Source organism: Streptosporangium sp. NPDC053982, assembly GCF_055585205.1.
In genome coordinates, this window is the sequence record NZ_JBVJKQ010000020.1 from 119,850 (window position 1) to 139,191 (window position 19,342).

Annotated in this window: 16 protein-coding genes; 5 read left to right on the forward strand and 11 right to left on the reverse strand. The window is 74.3% G+C overall.

All coding sequences use genetic code 11. The features are described from left to right. Window positions 1–75 precede the first annotated feature (75 nt). The gene (locus ACZ6W9_RS32220; RefSeq protein WP_470121133.1) at window positions 76–504 is read right to left on the reverse strand and encodes an STAS domain-containing protein; all 429 of its coding nucleotides are present in this window, start codon (window positions 502–504) and stop codon (window positions 76–78) included. After that, window positions 501–4,685: a SpoIIE family protein phosphatase gene (locus ACZ6W9_RS32225; RefSeq protein WP_470121135.1), complete on the reverse strand. Its 4,185-nt coding sequence runs from the start codon at window positions 4,683–4,685 to the stop codon at window positions 501–503. Before ACZ6W9_RS32225 ends, ACZ6W9_RS32220 begins: the two co-directional genes overlap by 4 nt. 139 nt (window positions 4,686–4,824) lie before the next feature. On the opposite strand from ACZ6W9_RS32225, the gene ACZ6W9_RS32230 reads away from it, so the two are divergent. Beyond that, on the forward strand, window positions 4,825–5,181 hold the full coding sequence (locus tag ACZ6W9_RS32230; RefSeq protein ID WP_470121137.1) for an STAS domain-containing protein: 357 nt from the start codon (window positions 4,825–4,827) through the stop codon (window positions 5,179–5,181). Here ACZ6W9_RS32230 and ACZ6W9_RS32235 read toward each other — a convergent pair. Together ACZ6W9_RS32235 and ACZ6W9_RS32240 are read right to left on the reverse strand one after the other, a co-directional pair. Beyond that, entirely contained in the window at window positions 5,139–7,331 is a 2,193-nt protein-coding gene (locus ACZ6W9_RS32235) for a SpoIIE family protein phosphatase (protein ID WP_470121139.1), read from the reverse strand. The genes ACZ6W9_RS32230 and ACZ6W9_RS32235 overlap by 43 nt on opposite strands. Before the next feature lie 164 nt (window positions 7,332–7,495). Next, window positions 7,496–8,656 (reverse strand): acyl-CoA dehydrogenase family protein, encoded by a 1,161-nt coding sequence (locus ACZ6W9_RS32240; RefSeq protein ID WP_470121141.1) that lies wholly within the window; start codon window positions 8,654–8,656, stop codon window positions 7,496–7,498. A gap of 175 nt (window positions 8,657–8,831) precedes the next feature. Between ACZ6W9_RS32240 and ACZ6W9_RS32245 the strand changes: the two genes are divergently transcribed. Continuing rightward, window positions 8,832–9,152: a hypothetical protein gene (locus tag ACZ6W9_RS32245; RefSeq protein WP_362939998.1), complete on the forward strand. Its 321-nt coding sequence runs from the start codon at window positions 8,832–8,834 to the stop codon at window positions 9,150–9,152. Window positions 9,153–9,291: 139 nt separating this feature from the next. Here the strand turns inward: ACZ6W9_RS32245 and ACZ6W9_RS32250 are convergent, their stop codons facing one another. The 4 genes from ACZ6W9_RS32250 to ACZ6W9_RS32265 form a co-directional block, all read right to left on the reverse strand. Then, window positions 9,292–10,107: a hypothetical protein gene (locus ACZ6W9_RS32250; protein ID WP_470121143.1), complete on the reverse strand. Its 816-nt coding sequence runs from the start codon at window positions 10,105–10,107 to the stop codon at window positions 9,292–9,294. 402 nt (window positions 10,108–10,509) lie between these two features. Then, window positions 10,510–11,253 carry a DUF899 domain-containing protein gene (locus ACZ6W9_RS32255; RefSeq protein WP_389967292.1) on the reverse strand — a complete coding sequence of 248 codons (744 nt, stop codon included), beginning with the start codon at window positions 11,251–11,253 and terminating at the stop codon, window positions 10,510–10,512. Window positions 11,254–11,375: 122 nt separating this feature from the next. Further along, entirely contained in the window at window positions 11,376–11,708 is a 333-nt protein-coding gene (locus tag ACZ6W9_RS32260; protein WP_389967289.1) for a putative quinol monooxygenase, read from the reverse strand. A gap of 104 nt (window positions 11,709–11,812) precedes the next feature. Continuing rightward, window positions 11,813–13,273, reverse strand: coding sequence for an AAA family ATPase (locus tag ACZ6W9_RS32265; protein ID WP_470121146.1), 1,461 nt, complete (start codon window positions 13,271–13,273; stop codon window positions 11,813–11,815). 176 nt (window positions 13,274–13,449) lie between these two features. Here ACZ6W9_RS32265 and ACZ6W9_RS32270 point away from each other — a divergent pair, with 176 nt between their 5' ends. Next, the gene (locus ACZ6W9_RS32270) at window positions 13,450–14,304 is read left to right on the forward strand and encodes an alpha/beta fold hydrolase (RefSeq protein WP_389967283.1); all 855 of its coding nucleotides are present in this window, start codon (window positions 13,450–13,452) and stop codon (window positions 14,302–14,304) included. Between the two features lie 55 nt (window positions 14,305–14,359). On the opposite strand, the gene ACZ6W9_RS32275 is transcribed toward ACZ6W9_RS32270, so the two are convergent. Beyond that, entirely contained in the window at window positions 14,360–14,794 is a 435-nt protein-coding gene (locus ACZ6W9_RS32275) for an SPW repeat protein (RefSeq protein ID WP_362939972.1), read from the reverse strand. 303 nt (window positions 14,795–15,097) lie between these two features. On the opposite strand from ACZ6W9_RS32275, the gene ACZ6W9_RS32280 reads away from it, so the two are divergent. Both ACZ6W9_RS32280 and ACZ6W9_RS32285 read left to right on the forward strand, forming a co-directional pair. After that, complete coding sequence (locus ACZ6W9_RS32280; protein ID WP_389967277.1) at window positions 15,098–16,120, forward strand: SDR family oxidoreductase; 1,023 nt, start codon at window positions 15,098–15,100, stop codon at window positions 16,118–16,120. Between the two features lie 80 nt (window positions 16,121–16,200). Further along, window positions 16,201–16,626 (forward strand): hypothetical protein, encoded by a 426-nt coding sequence (locus ACZ6W9_RS32285; RefSeq protein WP_389967274.1) that lies wholly within the window; start codon window positions 16,201–16,203, stop codon window positions 16,624–16,626. Between the two features lie 140 nt (window positions 16,627–16,766). On the opposite strand, the gene ACZ6W9_RS32290 is transcribed toward ACZ6W9_RS32285, so the two are convergent. Both ACZ6W9_RS32290 and ACZ6W9_RS32295 read right to left on the reverse strand, forming a co-directional pair. Beyond that, window positions 16,767–18,158 (reverse strand): DUF2254 domain-containing protein, encoded by a 1,392-nt coding sequence (locus tag ACZ6W9_RS32290; RefSeq protein ID WP_470121150.1) that lies wholly within the window; start codon window positions 18,156–18,158, stop codon window positions 16,767–16,769. Between the two features lie 146 nt (window positions 18,159–18,304). Continuing rightward, the gene (locus ACZ6W9_RS32295) at window positions 18,305–19,294 is read right to left on the reverse strand and encodes a serine hydrolase domain-containing protein (protein WP_389967268.1); all 990 of its coding nucleotides are present in this window, start codon (window positions 19,292–19,294) and stop codon (window positions 18,305–18,307) included. Between the last annotated feature and the right edge of the window lie 48 nt (window positions 19,295–19,342).

Consider the following 19,342-nt stretch of genomic DNA (forward strand, 5'->3'; position numbering starts at 1 on the left):
GCTGTCAAGGACGGACCGGGCCGTACGCGGCCCTGAGCCGTCAGGACGGGCCGGGCCGTACGGGGCCCTGAGCCGTCAGGACCCGAGCCGCCAGGACGGGCCCGAGCCATCAGGGCCCGCACCATCAGGACCGGAACCGTCAGGACCGGAACCGTCAGGACCTGAACCGTCGGGGCGGGAGCCGTCGGGGCGGGAGCCGTCGGAGCCCGGGTCGAGGCCGTGCACGGTGGTGACGTCGACGAGCCCGGAGATGGACAGGACCGGGGCGAGCAGGGGGTTGGCGACCAGTTCGATGTGCGGGGCGTGCTCGAACAGGACGGTCAGCCCGGCACTGTCGAGGTAGTCCACGGCGGCGAGGTCGACGACGAGGCGGCCGTCGTCGGCGGCCCCGGCCAGGGCGTCGTCCAGGGTGCCGGCGTTGCTCATGTCGATCTCACCGGTGACGGTGAGGACCGGGGTGCCGTCGGAGCGCCGAGAGGCGGCCAGCGTCAGGGGGGTCGTCATCGGGTGATCCTCGTGTGCATGTCGACGGTGGTGCCGCCGGCGCCGGGTTCGATGGTGACGTGATGCATCAGGGCCCGCATGAGGGCGACGCCCCGGCCGCGGTGGGAGTTGATCTCCGGCCGGGGGGTCTTCCACCGCCCGCTGTCGACCACGGTCAGACGCAGGTCTCCGCCGGTGGCGACCGCCCGCAGCCGGATCATGTCGCCCGGGGCGTGGCGGTGACCGTGCTCGATGGCGTTGGCGCAGGCCTCGCCGGCCGCCACCAAGACGTTCTGGATCATCGTCGAGCTGATCTCGCAGCGGTTCAGCCAGTCGCGCAGCGCCGTACGCACCGGGGCGAGCTGGCCGGACTCGGCGGGGAAGGCCACCTCCAGCGGCGCGGGCTGGCGGTACAGCAGCAGTGCGACGTCGTCGGTGTACCCGCTGTCCGGCGCCATGCGGATCATGACCTCGGTGGCGAGGTCCTCTATGGGGGTGGAGCGGCCGTCCTGGACGGCGGCGCCGGCCTGGCCGATGCCGTCCGTGAGCGGGCGGCTGCGGCGCTCGACCAGTCCGTCGGTGTACAGGAGCAGGGTGGAGCGGGCCGGCATCGTGCAGGCGGCCTCGGGACGCGCCCGGCCGGGGCGGGCGGCCAGCGGGGTGGAGCGGCCGTCCTGCAGCAGCCGGGTGACGCCGTCGGGAAGGACCAGTATCCCGGGTGGATGCCCGGCGCTGGAGTAGACGAGGTCGCCGGTGGCGGTGTCCAGGACGCCGCAGAAGACGGTGGTGTACCGGGCGCCGGGGACCTGCGCGGCGAACCGGTCGAGGGCCGTGAGCACCTGTGAGGGGCCCGCCTCCTGCAGCAGCAGGGCGCGGCAGGCGCTGCGCAGCTGCCCCATGACCGCCGCGGCCTCGAGGCCCCGGCCCACGCAGTCGCCGACCACGATGCCGATGCGGTCGTCGGGCAGCGGCACGATGTCGTACCAGTCGCCGCCGACCTCCAGGGGCCGGCCGGCCGGTTCGTAGCGTACGGCGAAGCCGTCGGGCAGCCGGGGCGGGCCGAGGATCGCGCGCTGCAGCGCCACCGCGGTCTCGCGCTGCCGGTCGAGCTGGTGTGCCCGGTGCAGGCCCTGGCCGAGGTGGCCGGCCAGCAGCGCCAGCAGGGTCTGGTCCTCGGCGGTGAAGGGCCGGTTCTGGCCGAGGTCGATCCAGACGGCGAGCAGCCCGGCGGGATGCTCCAGGGTGATCCCCGCGCCACCGGCTCCGCTCGCGGACGGGCGCAGCGGCGGCTGCCCGCGCAGGGCGCCGAGCGAGGCGCGCAGCTCCGGCGGCAGGGTCCGCCAGTCCGCTCCGGCGGCGGTGGAGGTCAGGGCAGGCCGGTCGCCGCCGTCGCCGTCGCCGTCGCCGTCGCCGTCGCCGTTCCAGAGGACGGCCAGCACCTGGCGGGCGTGCCAGACCTCCCGCAGCTCCGCAAGGGCCCCGTGCAGGGCGTCGGTCATGTTGCCGGCCTGCGACAGGCGGACGCTCAGGGCGGCCAGCGCGCTCTCCCGCTGCACGGCGTAGTGCTCGGCGGTGACATCGCGGAGCGTGCCGACGATCCGGCGGCGGCCGGTGTCGGGGTCGAGGACGTCGTTGAAGGTGGCCGCCACCCACACCCGGTGCCCGTCGCGGTGGACGAGGGGGACCACCCCTGTGCCCTTCCCGACGTCCAGGAGCCGGGAGAAGACGTCGCCGACCAGGCGGTGCCCCTCGGGGTCGTCGGCCTCGTCGGGCCACCACGGGTGGCTCGGCCGGTACGGCAGGCCGTCCGCGTCGTAGCCGAGGATGTCGGTGAACGCCGAGTTGATCTCGATGACGGCGCCCTCCTCGTCGCAGACGAAGAACGCCTCCTGCAGGGAGTCGACCAGCGCGTTGCGCCATCGGGCGTGGTGGCCGCGCAACCGCGCCAGCTCCACGTTGGCCCGCACCCGGGCCAGCAGCTCGGCCGCGGAGAAGGGCTTGACGAGGTAGTCGTCGGCGCCGGCCTCCAGGCCCTCGATGGACGCCTCCTGCCCGGCGCGCGCCGACAGCAGCAGAACCGGCACGCCGGCGGTGCGCGGGTCCGCGCGCAACGCGGCGACCAGCTGCAGGCCGTCCAGGAGCGGCATCATCACGTCGCTGACCACCAGGTCCGGCGGGCCGGCGCGGACGGCGTCCAGGGCGGCCCGGCCGTCGGTGACCACCGTGACGTCGTAGGCCGGATACAGCAGCCGGGTGAGGTATTCGCGCATGTCGGCGTTGTCGTCGGCGATCAGCACCCGGGCCCGCCCGGCCTCGCCGTCCCGCCGCCCCTCGGGAAGGTCCTCCGGGGCCGGGCCGGCGGTCTCCGCCGCACCCCCGGCGTCCCGGGCGGGCGCGTCGCCGGGCAGCCAGCGCAGGGCCTCCTCGACGAACGGGTCGGCGGTCGCCGAGACCCTCTCCGCGTCGTCGGCCGGGACGATGTTCCCGGGGGGCAGGTGCGCGGCGCCGAAGGGCAGGCGGACGGTGAACGCGGTGCCCTCGCCCTCGGCGCTCTCGGCGGTGATGGTGCCGCCGTGCAGCCCGACCAGCTCCCGTACCAGCGCCAGGCCGATGCCGCTGCCCTCGTTCGAGCGCGACCGGGCGCTCTCGACGCGGTGGAAGCGCTCGAACAGCCGCGGCAGCTCCTCCCGGGAGATCCCGACGCCGGTGTCGGCGACCGTGAGGACGGCGTGCTCGCCGTCGCCGCGCAGCGCGACCCGGATCGAGCCGTCGAAGGTGAACTTCAGCGCGTTGCTGAGGAGGTTCAGCACCACCTTCTCCCACATGCCCCGGTCGATGTGGACCGGCTCGGCCAGCGGCGGGCAGTCCACGTCGAAGGCCAGCCCGGCCTTGTCGATCGCGGAACGGAAGACGCTGGCCAGCTCGGCGGTGACGGCGGCGAGGTCGACCGGCTCGTAACGGGCCTGCGCCCGCCCCGCCTCGATGCGGGAGAAGTCGAGCAGGGTGTTGACCAGCTTGCCCAGGCGCAGTCCGTTGCGGTGGACGACCTCGAGGTCCTCCCGCACCCGCTCGTCCGCGCCGGCCAGCGCGCTCCGCAGCTCCTGGACCGGCCCCATGATCAGGGTGAGCGGGGTGCGGAACTCGTGGCTGACGTTGGAGAAGAAGGCCGTCTTGGCCCGGTCGAGCTCGGCCAGCTCCTCGGCCCGGCGCTGCTGGAGCTGGTAGGCGACCGCCGCGTTGACCAGGGCGGCGGTCTGCCGCGCGACCAGGCCGAGGAACGACTTGTACGCCTCGTCCAGGGCCCGGCCCGCGCCGGCCGCCAGCACGATCGCCCCGACGGCCTGGCCGCCGGTCTCGCCGGCCAGCGGCAGCACCATGGCCTGCGTCGGGGGGGTCTGCCAGCCCCCGGCGGGCAGGGCGCCGAACCGCTCCGCCACGTCCGTCACCGTGACGGGCCGCTCGGTGCGCAGCGCCTCCCGCACCGGCCAGTCACCGGGCCCGCCCGCCAGGGGGGAGACCTCCGCGCCCTCGGGGCTCATGGCGGTCAGCACCGGCTCGTCGTCGTCCGGCCGGCGCAGGTAGATCGCGGCGAACGGCACGTCGCGGCCGGCCCGCTCCAGCACCCGGGCCGCGAGCCGGCACGCCTCGGTGACGCTGCGGGCACGGCCCGCCTGGGAGCCCAGGTCCTGCAGAACGGCCAGGCGGCGTTCGCCGATGACCCGCTCGGTGGTCTCGCTGACCGCGGTGAACACCCCGCGCACGGCGCCGTCGTCGTCGTGCAGCGGGCTGTAGGAGTAGGTCCAGTAGGTCTCCTCCCAGTAGCCGTGCCGGTTCATCGACAGCAGGAGGTCCTCCGACCAGGTCGCCTCCCCCGAGTCCATCACCGACCGCAGCATCGGCCCGATGGTGTGCCAGATCTCCTCCCACACCTCGTCGCCCCGCTTGGCCAGGGCGGGATGCTTCGATCCCAGCAGCGGGAGGTAGGCGTCGTTGTAGAGGAACCACAGGTCCTCGCCCCACCAGACGATCATGGGGAAGCGCGAGGTCAGGCAGATCCGGCAGGCGGTGCGCAGGCTCGTCGGCCAGGCGTCCGGCTCGCCCATGGGGGTCGAGGACCACGAGTGGGCGCGCATCCGCCGTGCCATCTCACTGGTTCCGGGGAACATCAGTTCCGCCGGTCCGGAGCGATCCCGTCCGCTCATCGCCCGCCTTCCCCAATGCCCCGGCCGGTAAGTCTCCTGTTCAACGATTACGTAGGATAGGGCAACCCCTGAGGGGGCATTAACGTTGTCCCCGCCCTGCCCGCGCCCGCCGCCCGACCGCAGTCCCTCTCCAGGAGTCATGGTGCACAACGGTCTGACCGTCACCCTCCGGTCTCACCCCGCCGGCCCCCGCCTGCTGGTCGTGACGGGTGATCTGGACCACCACACCAGTCCCGATCTGCGGGACGCCCTGGAGAAGGTCCCCCTGGAGACCGGGTCCGGCGTGGTGGTCGACCTGTCGGCCCTGACGTTCTGCGACTCCACCGGCATCGCCGTGCTGATCGCGGCCCACCAGAGTGCCCAGGCCGCCGGGGCCTCCCTGGCACTGGCCGGCACCGACCCCGACATCGCCCGGGTCTTCCGCATCATGGGGCTGGACCGGCTGCTGTCCTTCTACGACACCGCCGAGGACGCGGTGCGGGCCCTGTCGGCCTGACCTCCCCCGCGCCGGGGCACGGCGGTCAGCGCCAGGACCGCCAGGTCGTCGCGCAGCCCTCCGCCCCACCGGCTCAGGGCGTCGGCCATCAACGCCTCGACGATCCGGTCGGCCGGCCGGTCACCGGGCTCGAGGGGAAGGCCCGCGGCCAGCGCGGCGGCGAGGTCGTCGGGCCGGCGCTGGCGGTGGGAGGCGCCGCCCTCGACGAAGCCGTCGGTGTAGAGCACGAGTCCGTCGCCGGGACGCAGGTCCAGTGAGTGCTCGGGGTAGCGCGCCCCGTCGAACAGGCCCAGCGCCGGGCCGTAGCCGTCCAGATCCTCCAGGGCCATGGTGACGGCCCCGCCGGCGCGCCGCAGGATCGGCGAGGGGTGACCCGCGCAGGCCAGCCGTACCCGGACGGGCTCGGCGGAGCAGTCCACGACGGCGTAGACGAGCGTGCAGAACGGGCTGTTCTCGCGCCGCAGGGCACGGTGGACCAGCGGGAGCACGTGGCCGGGGTCGGGGTCCTGCTGGGCGGCGGCCCACAGGGTGTGACGGACCAGACCGGTGACGGCGGCCGCGGCCGGTCCCTTGCCGCACACGTCTCCCAGCGCCACGGCCCAGCGCTCCCCGGGCAGCGGGAAGGCGTCGTAGAAGTCGCCGCCGATCTGCAGGCCGTCGCCGTACGGGCGGTAGCGGGCGGCCAGCTCGACACCGGGCGGCTCGGGCAGCCGCGGCGGCAGCAGGGGGCGCTGCAGGGCGTCGGCGGTGGCGCTCAGCCGTTCCAGCAGCCGGTCGCGGTGCACGGCCACGGCGATCTGGTCGGCGATCCCGGCGAGGGCCCGCACGCCGGTGTCGGGCAGGCGGCGGCGGGCCAGGACCGCGAGGACGCCCATCACCTGCCCCTGGATGACCAGCGGGTATCCGGCGAACGAGGTCAGCGACTCCCGCCGCACCCAGTCCTGCTCCTCGATGTGCGGGTCGCCGATCGCCTCGGAGGTCACGTACGGCAGGCGCCCGGCGGCGATCCGGCCGATCGTCGACTCCCCCAGCCGGACGCGGGCGCACCCGTCGTCCAGGGCGGCGTCCCGTACGGCGTCGGCCGTCAGGCGCAGTGTGCCGGTCGGAGGGTCGAGGATCCACACGGCGGCCACGGCGCCGTCCAGGTGGCCGGCGAGCGCCTGGGCGCACCGCCGCAGCCGCCGTTCCAGCGGTTCGTCGGCGGTCACGGCGGCGGCGACCTCCCCGCTGAGCAGGGCCTGGCCGGTGCGTTCCGCCAGGGCCCGCCGCGACTGGACGGCCTCGGTGACGTCCTCGGCCAGGACGAGGATCTGCTCGGCCCCGCCGGGGTCGGTCACCGGCTGGGGGCTGAGCCGCAGCACCTGCTCGGCGTTGTCGCCGGTGACGCGGGTGAAGACCGGACCGGTTCCGGCGGGATCGGTCCCGGTCACTGAGGTCCCGGTCACCGGGATTCCGGTCACCGGGATTCCGGCCGCGGGGTCTCCGGCGGGATCAGGCCCGGTCGCGTCGGCGGGCGGGCCCCCGAGGTAGGACCGCAGGCGCTCCCGGGCGTCGGCGGGGAACCAGCCGTCCAGGGGGCGGCCGATGGAGCCGGGCTCCTCCAGCCCGAGCAGGCCGGCGGCCCGGTGGTTCCACGCCACCAGGCGCAGGCCGGGGTCGAGCAGAAGGGCGCCGGTCAGCGCCTGGCCGAGTATCGCGCCGAGCAGGTGCCGGCCGGGCTGCCGGAGAGCGGGACCGCCGGAGGTCAGGGCGTGCTGCACGGCGGCCTGGGTGGCGGCGTAGGCGCGCTCGCGGTCGATCTGCTCCATCAGCCGGCGGGCGAGGTCCGGCAGGTCGTCGAGCCTGTCGTGCGGCAGCGTGCCGGCGAGCCGGGCCGGGAGCAGCAGCGGCAGCGCCGCGGCCCGCTCCCGGTTGTGAGGCGTCGTCAGCACGACGACGGCCAGGTCACGGGGGTCGGGACGAAGGGCGTGCACCAGGCCGACCGGGGCGGGCGGTTCGGCGCCGAGCACCACCAGGGTCGGGCGGCGCCCGCCCGGCGGACCCTCGGCGCGCAGCAGGTCGAGGGCCTGCTCCGCGGAGACGTCCACCACTTCGACGCCGGTCTCCGCCAGGCCGGAGAGACGCGCCCCGGCCTCGGCGCCGGCCCGCACCAGCAGGACGCGCCGGCGCCCGGACGGGCCGGACGGCTCAGACGGGCCGGACGGGCCGGACGGGCCAGGAAACGGCGGTCCGGGAAACGGTGGTTCAGGGGACGGCGGACCGGAAGGCATCGGTCCGGAGGGCGGCGGTCCGGGGGGTGTCGCGGGCGGCACCGTCATCCTTCCAGCAACGGCTCGTCCAGCAGCGCCCGGCCGACCCAGACGCGCAGCACGTCGGTGATGGGGGACATCACGTGCGCGGCGCGGGCGTCGCGCAGGTGCCGGTGCAGGGCGGAGCCGTCGGAGTATCCCGCCCCGCCGACGAGCGTCAGGGCGTCGTTGACGACGGCCTCGGCCGCCTGGGCGACCTCCGCCTTGGCCGAGCACAGGGCCGGCAGGGCCCCGGGACCACCGGTCTCGCCCTCGGTCGCGGCGTGGTAGATCAGCCGCCGGGTCCGCTCGACGACGGCCCACATCTCCCCCAGCCGGTGCTGGACCAGCGGCTGGGCGGCCAGGCTCCGGCCGCTGTGGGCGTGCCGGCGGCGCAGCAGGTGGGTACGGGCCTCCTGCAGTGCGGCCTCGGCCACGCCCAGGTAGGTGCCGGCCATGGCCATCAGGAAGTAGGGGGCGACGACGTTGAAGACGTACCAGATCTCGTCGCCCTCCTCCCCCAGCAGGCCGGCCCGGGGGATCTCGACGTCCTCCAGCAGCGCGCCGCGTGAGGCGTTGCCGCGCATGCCGAGCCCGTGCCAGGAAGGCCCCCAGTCCAGCCCGGGGGCGTCGGCGTCGACGACCACGCAGGAGAACTGGCCGGGGACGGCCCCCGGTCCGGCAGCCGTCGCCGACACCACGTAGGAGTCGGCGTGGCCGCCGTTGGTGACGAAGCTCTTGGCGCCGCTCAGCCGCAGCCGGTCGCCGTCCGTCCGCTCCATGCGGGTCTGCGGGAGCCAGAACTCCGCGCCCGTTCCGGGCTCCGACAGCGCCAGCGTGGTCAGGTGCCGCCCGGCGGCGATCGCGGAAAGGCGGTCGTGCTGCCCGGGACGGTCGGCCTTGGCGGCGATCACGGCCGAGCCCACCAGGTGCATGCCGAAGCAGATCGACGTCGAGGCGCAGGCCTGGCCGGTGATCTCGCCGACCTGGGCGACGGCGAGCAGGCCGTGACCCATCCCGCCGAACCGCTCGGGCACCACCAGCCCGCCGAGCCGGGATCGCAGCGCGGCCATGCCCTCTTCGGGCCAGCGCCCCTCGGCGTCCACCGCGGAGGCCCGTTCCGCCAGGACGTCCCGGGCCGCGTCGCGGGCGGCCGTGAGCGCGACGCCCAGCTCGGTCCGCGCCATGGCCCACTCCTATGATGATCCACCGGCCCGGTGCCGATGTTCTCCGTCGCTTCGGATGTCAAGATAGTTGACGTCGGGCGCGGACGCACAACGGTGCGTTCTCGTCTGGTTTGTCGCTTGTCCTTCCCGTGCGGCTCTTCGGGGCCGCCGCTCCAGGTGAAGCCATGATCCCCGCTTGAAACCGGAGAAGTCGATGTTCCCCCACCGTTTCCGCTCGCGGCGGCCGGGTGACCGGCAGCCGTCCGCCGATCCCCTGCTGCGCGCCCTCACCGAGCAGGTCGGCGCCGCCTGCGCCGGCCTCGCCGTCCAGGCCCCGGCCGCCCGGCTGCGCTCCCTGGCCACCCTGCGCGCCGCCCTCGACGAGGTGGCCGACGAGGCGCTGCGCCAGGCGATGCGCCAGGCGCGGGGCGAGGGCTGGTCGCTGCGCCGCATCGCCGCGCACGCCGGGTGCTCCCACGAGCAGGTCCGCCAGATGCTCCAGGACGGGCCGCGCTGAACGCCGGCCGGTCCCCGGCCCCGGTGCGGAGAACGGCCCCGGTGCGGAGAACGGCCCTGGTGCGGAGAACGGCCCCGGGCGCGGGGATGCCGCGACCGGGGCCGTCACGCGACGCCCGTCAGGGGACGGGCGCCGGAGCTCAGGAGCCGGAGGTCGGGGTGGGGGCCGGAGTCTCGCCGGGCGGCGGGGCCGGCGTGCCCGGAGACGTCGGGCTCGGAGTGGTCGGCGAGGTGGGCGTGGGCGTGGCGCCGTCCGTCGGAGTCGGGGACGGGGTCTGCGGCGGCGTGGGGCAGGGCTTGGGGGCCCGCCACCTGCCCGTGTTCGGCCAGCCCTGCCGCGGGGACCACCAGGCGCCGCGCCTGCCCGGCTGCGACAGGTCGTAGACGTAGGCGGCCGTGGCCTCCTGCGCCTGCCGCAGCGCCGTCAGGGCCACCCAGTCGCCCTGACGGACCTCTCCGTTCCCCCGCCTGCCCGCCACGACGCGGGTGTCGTCGGCGAGCGTGTACGCCTGCTCGAAGCCGTCGCGGCTGCGCACGGTGATCGAGCCGTCGTCCACGGCGGTCACCTCGCCCGTCTGGGCGAACACCGTGACGAACGCGCAGGGGTCCTTCGTCCCCAGCACGAACTCGCCGTGCGCCGCGCCGCCGAACTGCAGCGGGTGCACGGCCGGCAGCTCCGTCACGGTGGGGGACGGCGTGGGGGTCACGGTCTCGGTGGCGGTCGCGGTGGGCGTCTCGGCGGGGGGCGGGGTTTCGGCAGGGGGCGGGGTCGTCGCGGGCGTCCCGTCGGCCGTGCCCGTCGGAGTGGGCGTCGGCGGCGGCACGGGCGTCGCCGCCGACGCCGCCGTCACCCCGATGCCGCCCGACGCGAGCATCACCGCGGTCGCGGCGACGGCCAGCGGGCGCGAGACGCCCCGGCGCGGTCCGCCCGTTCCGGCCGGGCCCCCCTCGTTCAACGTGTCACGGTTGGTCGATGTCACCATGTCCTCCCGTCTACGGTGTCCGATCGAACGCCCGAGGGGCCGGCGAGGAGGCCCTCGCCCACCCCGAGATGACGATCACGGCAACCAGCCGTAATGATCTCCTAACGGGCATTCCGCCCACTTCCCGCTTCTTTCCGGCCCATGCGGCCGTGCAGCCGGACGGTCTCCGCGTGCCGCCGCTCCCCGCCAGCTCAACCCGCGGATCCGCACAGCCGAAAAAATCCGCCGCGGACCGTACGGCGAGCCGCGCCACGCGCCGTACGGCCGGCCGGATCGCATGCCGTACGGCCGGCCGGGCCGCGCGCCGTACGGCCGGCCTGATCGCGCGCCGTACGGCCGGCCGGGCCGCGCGCCGTACGGCCGGTCCGGGAGCCGTCAGTGGTGGCAGCCCGCCGCCTCGGCGGCGCCGTACCGGTCGTGGTGGCTGAACTCGTTGACGTACCTCTGCCGGCCGAGCGGCGTCAGGTCCAGGTAGTTGTAGGTGCCGAGCAGCAGGTCGAGGCCGCGGCCGTAGGAGGAGTAGGTGTGCAGGACCGCGCCGTCCCCGCCTTCTCCCCCGTCGGCGCGGACGAAGACGCTCACACCGTGGGCCTCGCCCTTCAGGAAGGGGGTCAGGCCGCGCCGCTCCAGGGCCTCGCGGTCGTAGTAGTTGTACTCGACCGGGGCGACGGCCTCGTCGTTGGTCACGTGGAAGTCGTAGTTGAAGTCGCCACCGTGGGAGGAGTACCACGGAACGTCCCAGCCCATCCGCTCGCGGAACGGCTCGATCTTCTCGTACGGCGCGCGGGAGACCAGGGCCAGCGTGGTGCCCGCCCCGTGCAGGTGCGCCAGGTGGCCGATGTTGTCGGTCAGGAACGAGCAGCTCGTGCAGCCCTCGTCCCAGGCGGGGTCGAACATGAAGTGGTAGACGATGAGCTGGCGGCGGCCCTCGAACAGGTCGGGCAGTCCCACCTCGCCGGAGGGCCCCCGGAAGCGGTAGTCCTTGTCCACCGTGACCGCGGGCAGCTCCCGTCGCCGGGCGCGGACCGCGTCCAGCACCCGGAATGCCTCCTTCTCCTGCTCCAGCAGCCGTCTGCGGGCGACCAGCCACTCTTCTCGCGACACGACCGGGTTGCTCATGCGCTGCCCTTCCGATACGGGTTCTCCGGGATCAGGGCGAGTTTCCCGGAAGCCCGCACGGGTCGCCACCCCTGCCGTCCCGGCCCACCCCGGAGCGGGCCGGACCGGGCGGCGGGCACGGCTCAGCCGCGCTCGGGAACGGCCATCTCCCCCAGGAGGGACCAGTCGTCCTGCGGGACCGTGGCGTTGACGATCCGGGGCGTCTCGGCGAGGTGCGGCGGCAGCGTCTCCTGGGCCTTTTTGAAGTGCTCCGACCCCACGTGGGCCGCCCCGGCGTCGCCGTCGCGGAACGCCTCGACCAGGACGTACTCGGCCGGGTCCTCGACGCTGCGGGACCAGTCGAACCACAGGCAGCCCGGCTCGGACCGGGTGGCCCGGGTGAACTCCGCGGTGATCTCGGGCCACCGGTCGGCGTGCTCGGGCAGCACACGGAACTTCGCGGTAATGAAGATCATTGTTTTCCTCCAGCGACGGGCGCGGACGGACCGCCCTGGCCCGCCCCGCTCCGGACTCCAAGTCTGGCCGATCGCCTCCGGCCCCGGCCAACGCGACGGGCCGCTCAGCCGTACAGGTCGTCGAGACCCACCAGATCCACCTCACCCCGCCCGGCGGCCCGGACGAGGTCGTCGGTGAAGCCTGCGCCCGAGTAACACAGCAGGCGGGTGCGGGAGGTGTCGTACCGGTCGTTCCGGCCGACGAGGTCGCGGATGCGCCGGAGCCGCTGGAGATGCCCCTCGCCCATGACCTGCCCCCACTTGACCTCGCCGATCGCGAGCAGCGGGGGCCTGCCGCCGTCCGCGTGGCCGACGGCCGCGACGTCCACCTCGTGGGTGGTACGGCCCGCCGGGTCGTTCACGGTCCCGGCGGTCACCTCGGACGGCCAGCCGCCGAAACGGTCCTCGGCGAAGTGCAGCGTCCAGTCCCGGCAGACCCGCTCGAAGTGAGGTCCCACCACGTTGCCGATGAACCTCTGCCCGGCGCTCCTCCAGATCCGGTCGGTGGCGGTCGCCCGCATGAGCTGCGGCCAGAAGGGACGCATCATCGCGTGGTAGAAGGTGAGCAGCGGCTCCTTGATGCGGAAGTCCGTACGGTTGCTCCGGAAGGCGTCGCTCTCGCGGGCGATGAGCCCCGCGTCCTCCAGGACCGTCAGCGGGTGGGAGAGCTCGTTGCTCTTGCGGCCGACGTGACCGGCGATCCCGCCGCGCCCGCTGTTGCCCTCGGCGATGGCGGCGAGCACCGAGTGGTAGAGGGCGCCGTCGCGCAGGTCGGGCTCCTCCGCGAGGAGATACCTCGCCTCCAGGGACATCGGGCTGCCCGGGGACAGGATGGCCCTGACGACCCAGTCGTCGAAGTCGTCCAGGTCCCGGGGCGCGTCATAGCGGATCATCTCGGTGCGGTACGCCGGTGTGCCTCCGACGACGGCGTGGACCAGCAGCGCCAGCCGGGGGTCGGTCAGCTCCCAGAACCCGGCGGCGAGCCGGTAGTCGAGGGTGTTCACCCGCAGGTCCAGCGATGCCCGCCCGCGGAGCGGCGCGTTTCCGGAGAGCAGGCCGCCCATGAACGACATGGCCGAACCGCACAGGAGGAGCCGGGTCCGTGAGGTCGTGCGCTCCGGCCTGCGCGGGGCGTAGGCGGCCTGGATGATCGACGGCAGGGCGGGGTTGGCGCGGGCGAGGTAGGGGAACTCGTCGATCACCACCGGCACCGGCCTGTCACGGCCGATCCGGAGCAGGACGTCGATCACCGTGGGCCAGTCGGAGGGGGTGAAGGGGGCCGTCGGGTCGAGGTGGCGGGTCAGCGCGTTCCCGATGAGGGCCAGCGACTCGGCGTCGGTCGCCTCCTGCGCGGAGAAGTAGAACCCCCCGGCCTCCTGGCAGAGGGCCTCCAGCAGGAAGCTCTTGCCCTGGCGGCGCCGGCCCGAGACGACGCCGAGCGTGGCGCCCGGCTGGTCGTCGGTCGCGAACCTCGTCAGCGCCGCCCATTCGCGGTCGCGGTCGAACATGTCGGCAGGCTTACGCATCCACCCTCACCAAGAGAAGCGCAGTTCTGATAACTATACTTCTCTCGGTTTCCGCAGGTCTTCCTCACGCACCCCCGCCAAGGGCGTCGTCACTCCCGACCGGCGGGATCCGTGTCCGTTCCCCGTCCCTCCGCGCCGTCTTGGTGATCGGTCACGGTGGCCGGGATACTGCCGGGATGTTCACCGAGAGCCTCGTGGCCGTGTCCGCGGACCCCGTGGTCGAGCTGTTCACCGCGCGGACCCCGGGTCCCGCCGATCGCACCCTGCTGGTGGTCCACGGAGGGCCGGACTGGGACCACACGTACCTGCGCGAGCCCCTGGGCGCACTCGCCGGGCGGCACCGGGTCGTCCTGCCCGACCTGCGGGGCTGCGGGCGCTCCACGCGGGGCATGGACGACGGGCACTACACCCCCGACGCCGTCGCCGGCGACCTGGTCGCCCTGCTGGACGCGCTCGGCTGCCCCCGCGCCGACGTGCTGGGGTTCTCCTACGGCGGGCTGCTCGCGCAGCGGCTGGCGCTCGCCGCACCCGGGCGGGTGCGGAGGCTGGTGATCGCCTCCAGTAGCGTCCCGCCGGTCCCTCCGGACGCCTTCGCGGGGTGGCGCGAACGGGAGGAACGGCTCGCCGCGGAGGCCGACGTGTGGTCCGACCCCGAACTGTCCGGACCGGAACTCACCCGCGCGGCGGCGGTCGCCTCCGCGGCGACGGACGTCTGGCGCCCGGAGGCACTGCCGGGCTACCTCGGCCGCCTGGCGGAGGTGCGTTTCTCGGCGGAGTGGATGCGCCCCTGGCGGGCCGGCGTCCTGCCGTCCGCCCGTCCCGACGACGCCGTACGGCGGCTGCGCGACCTCGGCGTCCCGGTGCTCCTGCTGCACGGCAGGCAGGACATGACGTTCCCCGCGGTCCTGGCGGAGGAGGCGGCGGCGGTGATGCCGGCCGCCCGCGCCGTGGTGATCGAGGAGGCAGGGCACATGGCCCACGTCGACCAGCCCGATCGCTGGCTCGACGCCCTCACCGGCTTCCTGTCGTGACCGCTTCCCTCGCCGGGGACCGGGCCGTCCTCCCGGGCGGCCCGGTGATCCGGCGTCACGTCTTGTGGCGTGACGTCCGCATGCCTATCCCGATCTCCGCCAGTCCGCAGAGCAGCAGGATGACCCCGATGATGACGTTGCTGACGATGACGGACGCGGGAGCCGTGTGCGGGGACACCACCCACGGGGCGATGATCGTCCACAGGCCGATGATGGGCGTCACCCAGGCGACCCCGCGTGTGCGGCCGTAGGCGGAGGTGAACCCGACCGCCAGCGCCGCCACGGCGAGACCCGTGACGAGGTTGTTGACGGTGATCGTGCTACGGCCGTTGAAGCCGACGATCCACGGTGAGATGGCCAGGTAGAGACCGGCCAGGAAGGTCAGCCCACCGACGACTTGTGCGAGCGGCGTCTGGGTCGCGCGGTCGTAACGAGCACGCATCTCGGCTATGTCGGGATGCTGCTCCATTCCCAGTGGCGAATGTGTCATGGTTCCCGCCACCCTTCTTCAGGCTGGTATTCCACCACTTAATCCGTATCCACTCCGGGGGCGACGACTCACGCAGGATGCAATGGTTGGACAAAAACCGGTCCTGTTTATGCGAATGTCCCGGCGTGGCGTGCTCCGGTGGGAGCGGTACGGCGTGCCGGGATCCCCGCGGCCGCCTCCGGCTTCGGCCCCTCGATCCCGTACGCCCCCGGACGTCGTGGACCGGCCCCGGGCCTCGTGGACGCCTCGATCCCGTATGAGCCCGTCCTCTCCGGGTATCGAGAACCGGCGAGGTGATGAGACATGACCAAGGAGAGTCCCAGGACCGTGGTCGTCACCGGCGCGAGCGCCGGTGTCGGCCGGGCTGCGGCCCGCGCCTTCGGCGCCCGGGGAGACTCGGTGGCGCTGCTCGCCCGCGGCGAGAAGGGGTTGGAGGCCGCCGCCGAGGAGGTTCGGGCGGCCGGCGGGCAGGCGCTGCCGATATCCGTGGACGTCGCCGACCACCGTCAGGTGGAGGAGGCGGCCCGGCGCGTGGAGGAGGAGCTCGGCCCGATCGACGTGTGGGTGAACGTGGCGTTCAGCACGGTCTTCGCCCCGGTCACCGAGATCGAGCCCGAGGAGTACCGGCGGGTGACCGAGGTCACCTACCTCGGCTACGTGTACGGCACGAAGGCCGCGCTGGACCGCATGCTGCCCCGCGGCGAGGGCGCCATCGTCCAGGTGGGCTCCGCGCTGGCCTACCGGGCGATCCCGCTGCAGTCGGGGTACTGCGCCGCCAAGCACGCCATCAAGGGGTTCACCGAGTCCCTGCGCTGCGAGCTGATGCATGACAGGAGCGGCGTGCGGGTCACGATGGTGCAGCTGCCGGCGCTCAACACCCCGCAGTTCGACTGGGTGCTGTCCCGCCTGCCGAACCGCCCGCAGCCGGTGCCGCCCATCTACCAGCCGGAGGTCGCGGCGCGGGCCATCGTGTTCGCCGCCGACCACCCCGAGCGCAAGGAGTTCTGGGTGGGGGCCATGACGGCCGCCACGTTGCTGGCCGACCGGGTGGCGCCCGCCCTGCTCGACAGGTACCTCGCCAGGACGGGCTTCTCCTCCCAGCAGACGCCGGAGCACCGGAGGGCCGGACGCCCGGCCAACCTGTGGGAGCCCGCGGACGACGAGAGCGGAAAGGACTACGGCGCGCACGGGCGCTTCGACTCCCGCTCGCACTCCCGCAGCCCCCAGGTCTGGGTCTCCGAGCACCGCCGCCTGGTGACCGCCGCCGGAGCCGCGGCGGGCCTGGCCGGCCTGACCTGGCTCGCCCGGCGCGCCGGGGCCGGGTGAGCCGGAACCGCGCGGAGCCGCGGCCCTCCCGGAGGGGGCCGCGGCCGGCGACCACCGTCTACGCAGTCCAGGAGCATCCCATGAACGACGACCCGCGGCGCGACCGCGACGAGACTCCGTACGATCCCGGGGACGCGCCGCACGGTTCCGGGGACACGTCACGCGCCCTCGACGGCACGCCGGACGGTCCCCGGGACACGCCGGACGCCTCCGGGGAAACGCCGCCGGCCCTCAGGCCGGTGCCGCGCAGCGAACCGAGGCCCGTCTCCGGCCGGGGACGCCCGCACGGCCGCCCGATCTCCTGGGTGTTCGTCGGCGCCTTCCTGGTCTTCTTCGCGGCCGGCGGCCTCGCCCTGGTCATCGGGAACATGCCGCTGTTCTGGGGCTGCCTCGCCGCGGTGATCCTCATGATCCCGGTCGGCAGGGCCATCAGGATCATGGACGACACGATGGGCTGGACCCACGCCAGGGCCGACCGCCATCAGAAGCGGGCCAGGGAGCGGTAGGGACCGCGGCCCGGGGCGCGGCCGGGTTCCGGAGCGGCCGTCACGGTCCGGCGCCGCGGAGCCCGGCCGGGCACGGCACCGCACCGTGATACCCGGCCCGTCACGGTCCGGGCCGCCTGGTCGCGATCCGGGCCGGCCGGTCAGAAGCCCGCATCCGGCGGCCAGCGGCCGGCCAGCGCCTCCCGTACCGACCGGGCCAGGGCGCCCATCCGCGCCGCCTCCTCGCGGTCGTACCCCTGGGTGTCGGCGGTGGTGCACAGCCGGACGAGCTGGTCGGCGACGGCCCGGTGGTGCTCGGGCCGGTGGGTGGACCAGGCGACCTCGCGCAGCATCGTGAACAGCCGCGCCAGCACCTCGGGGTCGCCGGTGCCGTAGCGGCGGGGCTGGGTGATCGCCAGGTCGAGGAGCATGGGGAACCCCGGGCGCCGGAGCACGACACGCACCCGGCCGGAGTCGTCCCGCAGCAGGCGGGGGCCCAGGTCACGGCGGGCCAGGTCGCACACCAGCGCGGCGACGTGGCCGAGGGCGTGGACCGCGGTGGTCGGGTCGTTGATCCCCGGTGACAGCGCCTTGAGCGCGACGTCGACGATCTGCCGCAGCCCGAACGCGACGTCCTGGGCCGCGGTGCGTTCGTAGCCGGTTCCGACCGCCTCCGCGACGCGTCCGGACAGCGTCCCGACGGTCTCCGGATCCAGCGCCGCGCCCTCGTCGAGGGGACGTGCCGCCGCGATCGGGATGCCGGCGACCACGGAGTCGCCGGGAAAGTGCCGGAGAAGCACCACGGCGCCGGCGTCGACCGCGGCGGCCAGGAGCTCCTCCTCGTCGACGGAGGTCAGGAAACCCGACGACCGGGCGCACAACGGCACCGTCTGGTCCGTGCGCATCGGCGGGACGCCGGACGGGACCGTCGTCCCCTCGTCCTCTCCCCCGTCCTCCTCCGGCAGGTTGCGTGCGATCGTCGCGTCGGCCTCCGCGTGCACCACGCGCAGCAGCGACTCCACCCGGATCTGCCGGGCCAGGTGAGCCAGGAAGGCCACCAGCGCGATCACGCCGGCCAGCGCGAGCAGGTACGCCACGGTCACCGACAGCTGGGGCACGAACGCCGACCGGTCCTCCGCGGACGCGCGAACCGTGCGCAGCACGGTCAGCGAGTAGACGAACGTGGCCAGCAGCAGCGCCAGCGCGACGTGGACGAACCGGTCCTGGACGAAGGTCCGCAGCAGGCGCGGGGAGTACTGACTGCTGGCCAGTTGCAGCGTGACCACGGTCAGGGAGAACGTCAGCGACGTCACGGTGATCAGTGAACCCGCGATCGCCGACAGCACCGTGCGTGCCGCCTCCGGCCCGCCGGTGAACAGGTAGGCCGTCATCCAGGGAGGCAGTTCGTCGTCGAGGCGGGCGTCGAGGCGGGGCAGCACCACCCCGAGCACGGCCGCCAGGGCCACTCCCGCGACGGGGATCGGCCACAGCCGGGTGCGCCACGCGTCGGCGCGCACCCCCCACCACCGCCTCAGCCTCCCCGCCAGATCCATGGAGAGCCTCCGATCCGTGCCGGGCCGTCGCGCCCGCCCCGGGGACGGGCCCGCGATTTCCAGCATCTCAGAAGCCGCCCGCGGCCTCCCCGCCAGATCCATGGAGAGTCCCCGATCCGCGCCGGAGCGCGAGCCCGCCCGCCGCCTCAGGCGTCCAAGGCCGGAAGGACGACGTCCTCCATGACGGCCAGGGGCAGCGCGCCCTGCTCCGCGCCGTTGTAGTCGCCCGCGGTGACGGCCACGACGAGGTCGAGCCGGGGGACGACGAAGATCCGCTGCCCGCCGTTGCCCATGGCCGAGACCGCCCCATCCGGGGCGACGTACCAGAGGTAGCCGTAGGAGGTCCCCTCCCAGGCCGGCACCCGCGGACGCAGCATCTCCCCGAGCCACTCGGGGACGACCTCGCGGCGGAGCACGGCCTGGCCGATCCTGGCCATGCCGCGCGGGGTCAGCCGCAGGCCGGAGGCCGCCGAGGCGACCCCGTCCGCACCCGTCATCCATTCGAAGGGACCGACGCCGAGCGGCTCGAAGAGCGCGGTGCGGGCGAAGTCCGCGAGCGGGCGCCCGGTCCCCCGGGCGATGAGCGCGCCGACCAGGGCGGCGGCGCCGCCACTGTAGCCCCACCGCAGGCCCGGCTCCTCGACGACCGGTCTCTCCAGCACGAAGCGGATCCGGTCGGGCGCCAGCTCCATCCCGATCTCGTCGTTCTCCGGAGAGGTGTACGGCGCGCTCTCGTCCCACCGCAGGCCGAGGGACATCGTGAGCGCGTGCCCGACGGTCAGCCGGGCGCGGCGGGGGTCGGCGGCCAGGTCGGGATACTCGGGGAACCCCGCCAGGAGCGGCTCGCCGGGGCCGGGGACCAGGCCGTCGGCCAGGGCGAGGCCGTACAGCAGCCCGACGACGCTCTTGGTGACCGAGCGGACGTCGTGCAGGGTCTCCGGCCCGAAGTCGACCGTGCCGAGCGGGGTGTTCCAGGAGACGTCGGGGCCGCTGCCGTAGTGCTCCAGCACCAGGGCGCCGTGGCGGACCACCACCACGCCGTGCGGGCCAGGCGGATGTTTCCGGGCCAGGGCATCGAACCGGTCGGCCATATCGGGGGCGAAACCCGCCTCCCCTGGGTCGGTCTGCCGCCACATGCGAATCTCCTCCGTCTCACCCTGATGCGACGGCCACGAAGCCTCCCA

What these genes read in the sequence shown, in the direction of transcription:
- ACZ6W9_RS32220 (WP_470121133.1), bottom strand. Translation starts at nt 504, where the DNA reads ATGACGACCCCCCTGACGCTGGCCGCCTCTCGGCGCTCCGACGGCACC.
- ACZ6W9_RS32225 (WP_470121135.1), bottom strand. Translation starts at nt 4,685, where the DNA reads ATGAGCGGACGGGATCGCTCCGGACCGGCGGAACTGATGTTCCCCGGA.
- ACZ6W9_RS32230 (WP_470121137.1), top strand. Translation starts at nt 4,825, where the DNA reads ATGGTGCACAACGGTCTGACCGTCACCCTCCGGTCTCACCCCGCCGGC.
- ACZ6W9_RS32240 (WP_470121141.1), bottom strand. Translation starts at nt 8,656, where the DNA reads ATGGCGCGGACCGAGCTGGGCGTCGCGCTCACGGCCGCCCGCGACGCG.
- ACZ6W9_RS32255 (WP_389967292.1), bottom strand. Translation starts at nt 11,253, where the DNA reads ATGAGCAACCCGGTCGTGTCGCGAGAAGAGTGGCTGGTCGCCCGCAGA.
- ACZ6W9_RS32260 (WP_389967289.1), bottom strand. Translation starts at nt 11,708, where the DNA reads ATGATCTTCATTACCGCGAAGTTCCGTGTGCTGCCCGAGCACGCCGAC.
- ACZ6W9_RS32265 (WP_470121146.1), bottom strand. Translation starts at nt 13,273, where the DNA reads ATGCGTAAGCCTGCCGACATGTTCGACCGCGACCGCGAATGGGCGGCG.
- ACZ6W9_RS32270 (WP_389967283.1), top strand. Translation starts at nt 13,450, where the DNA reads ATGTTCACCGAGAGCCTCGTGGCCGTGTCCGCGGACCCCGTGGTCGAG.
- ACZ6W9_RS32275 (WP_362939972.1), bottom strand. Translation starts at nt 14,794, where the DNA reads ATGACACATTCGCCACTGGGAATGGAGCAGCATCCCGACATAGCCGAG.
- ACZ6W9_RS32280 (WP_389967277.1), top strand. Translation starts at nt 15,098, where the DNA reads ATGACCAAGGAGAGTCCCAGGACCGTGGTCGTCACCGGCGCGAGCGCC.
- ACZ6W9_RS32285 (WP_389967274.1), top strand. Translation starts at nt 16,201, where the DNA reads ATGAACGACGACCCGCGGCGCGACCGCGACGAGACTCCGTACGATCCC.
- ACZ6W9_RS32290 (WP_470121150.1), bottom strand. Translation starts at nt 18,158, where the DNA reads ATGGATCTGGCGGGGAGGCTGAGGCGGTGGTGGGGGGTGCGCGCCGAC.
- ACZ6W9_RS32295 (WP_389967268.1), bottom strand. Translation starts at nt 19,294, where the DNA reads ATGTGGCGGCAGACCGACCCAGGGGAGGCGGGTTTCGCCCCCGATATG.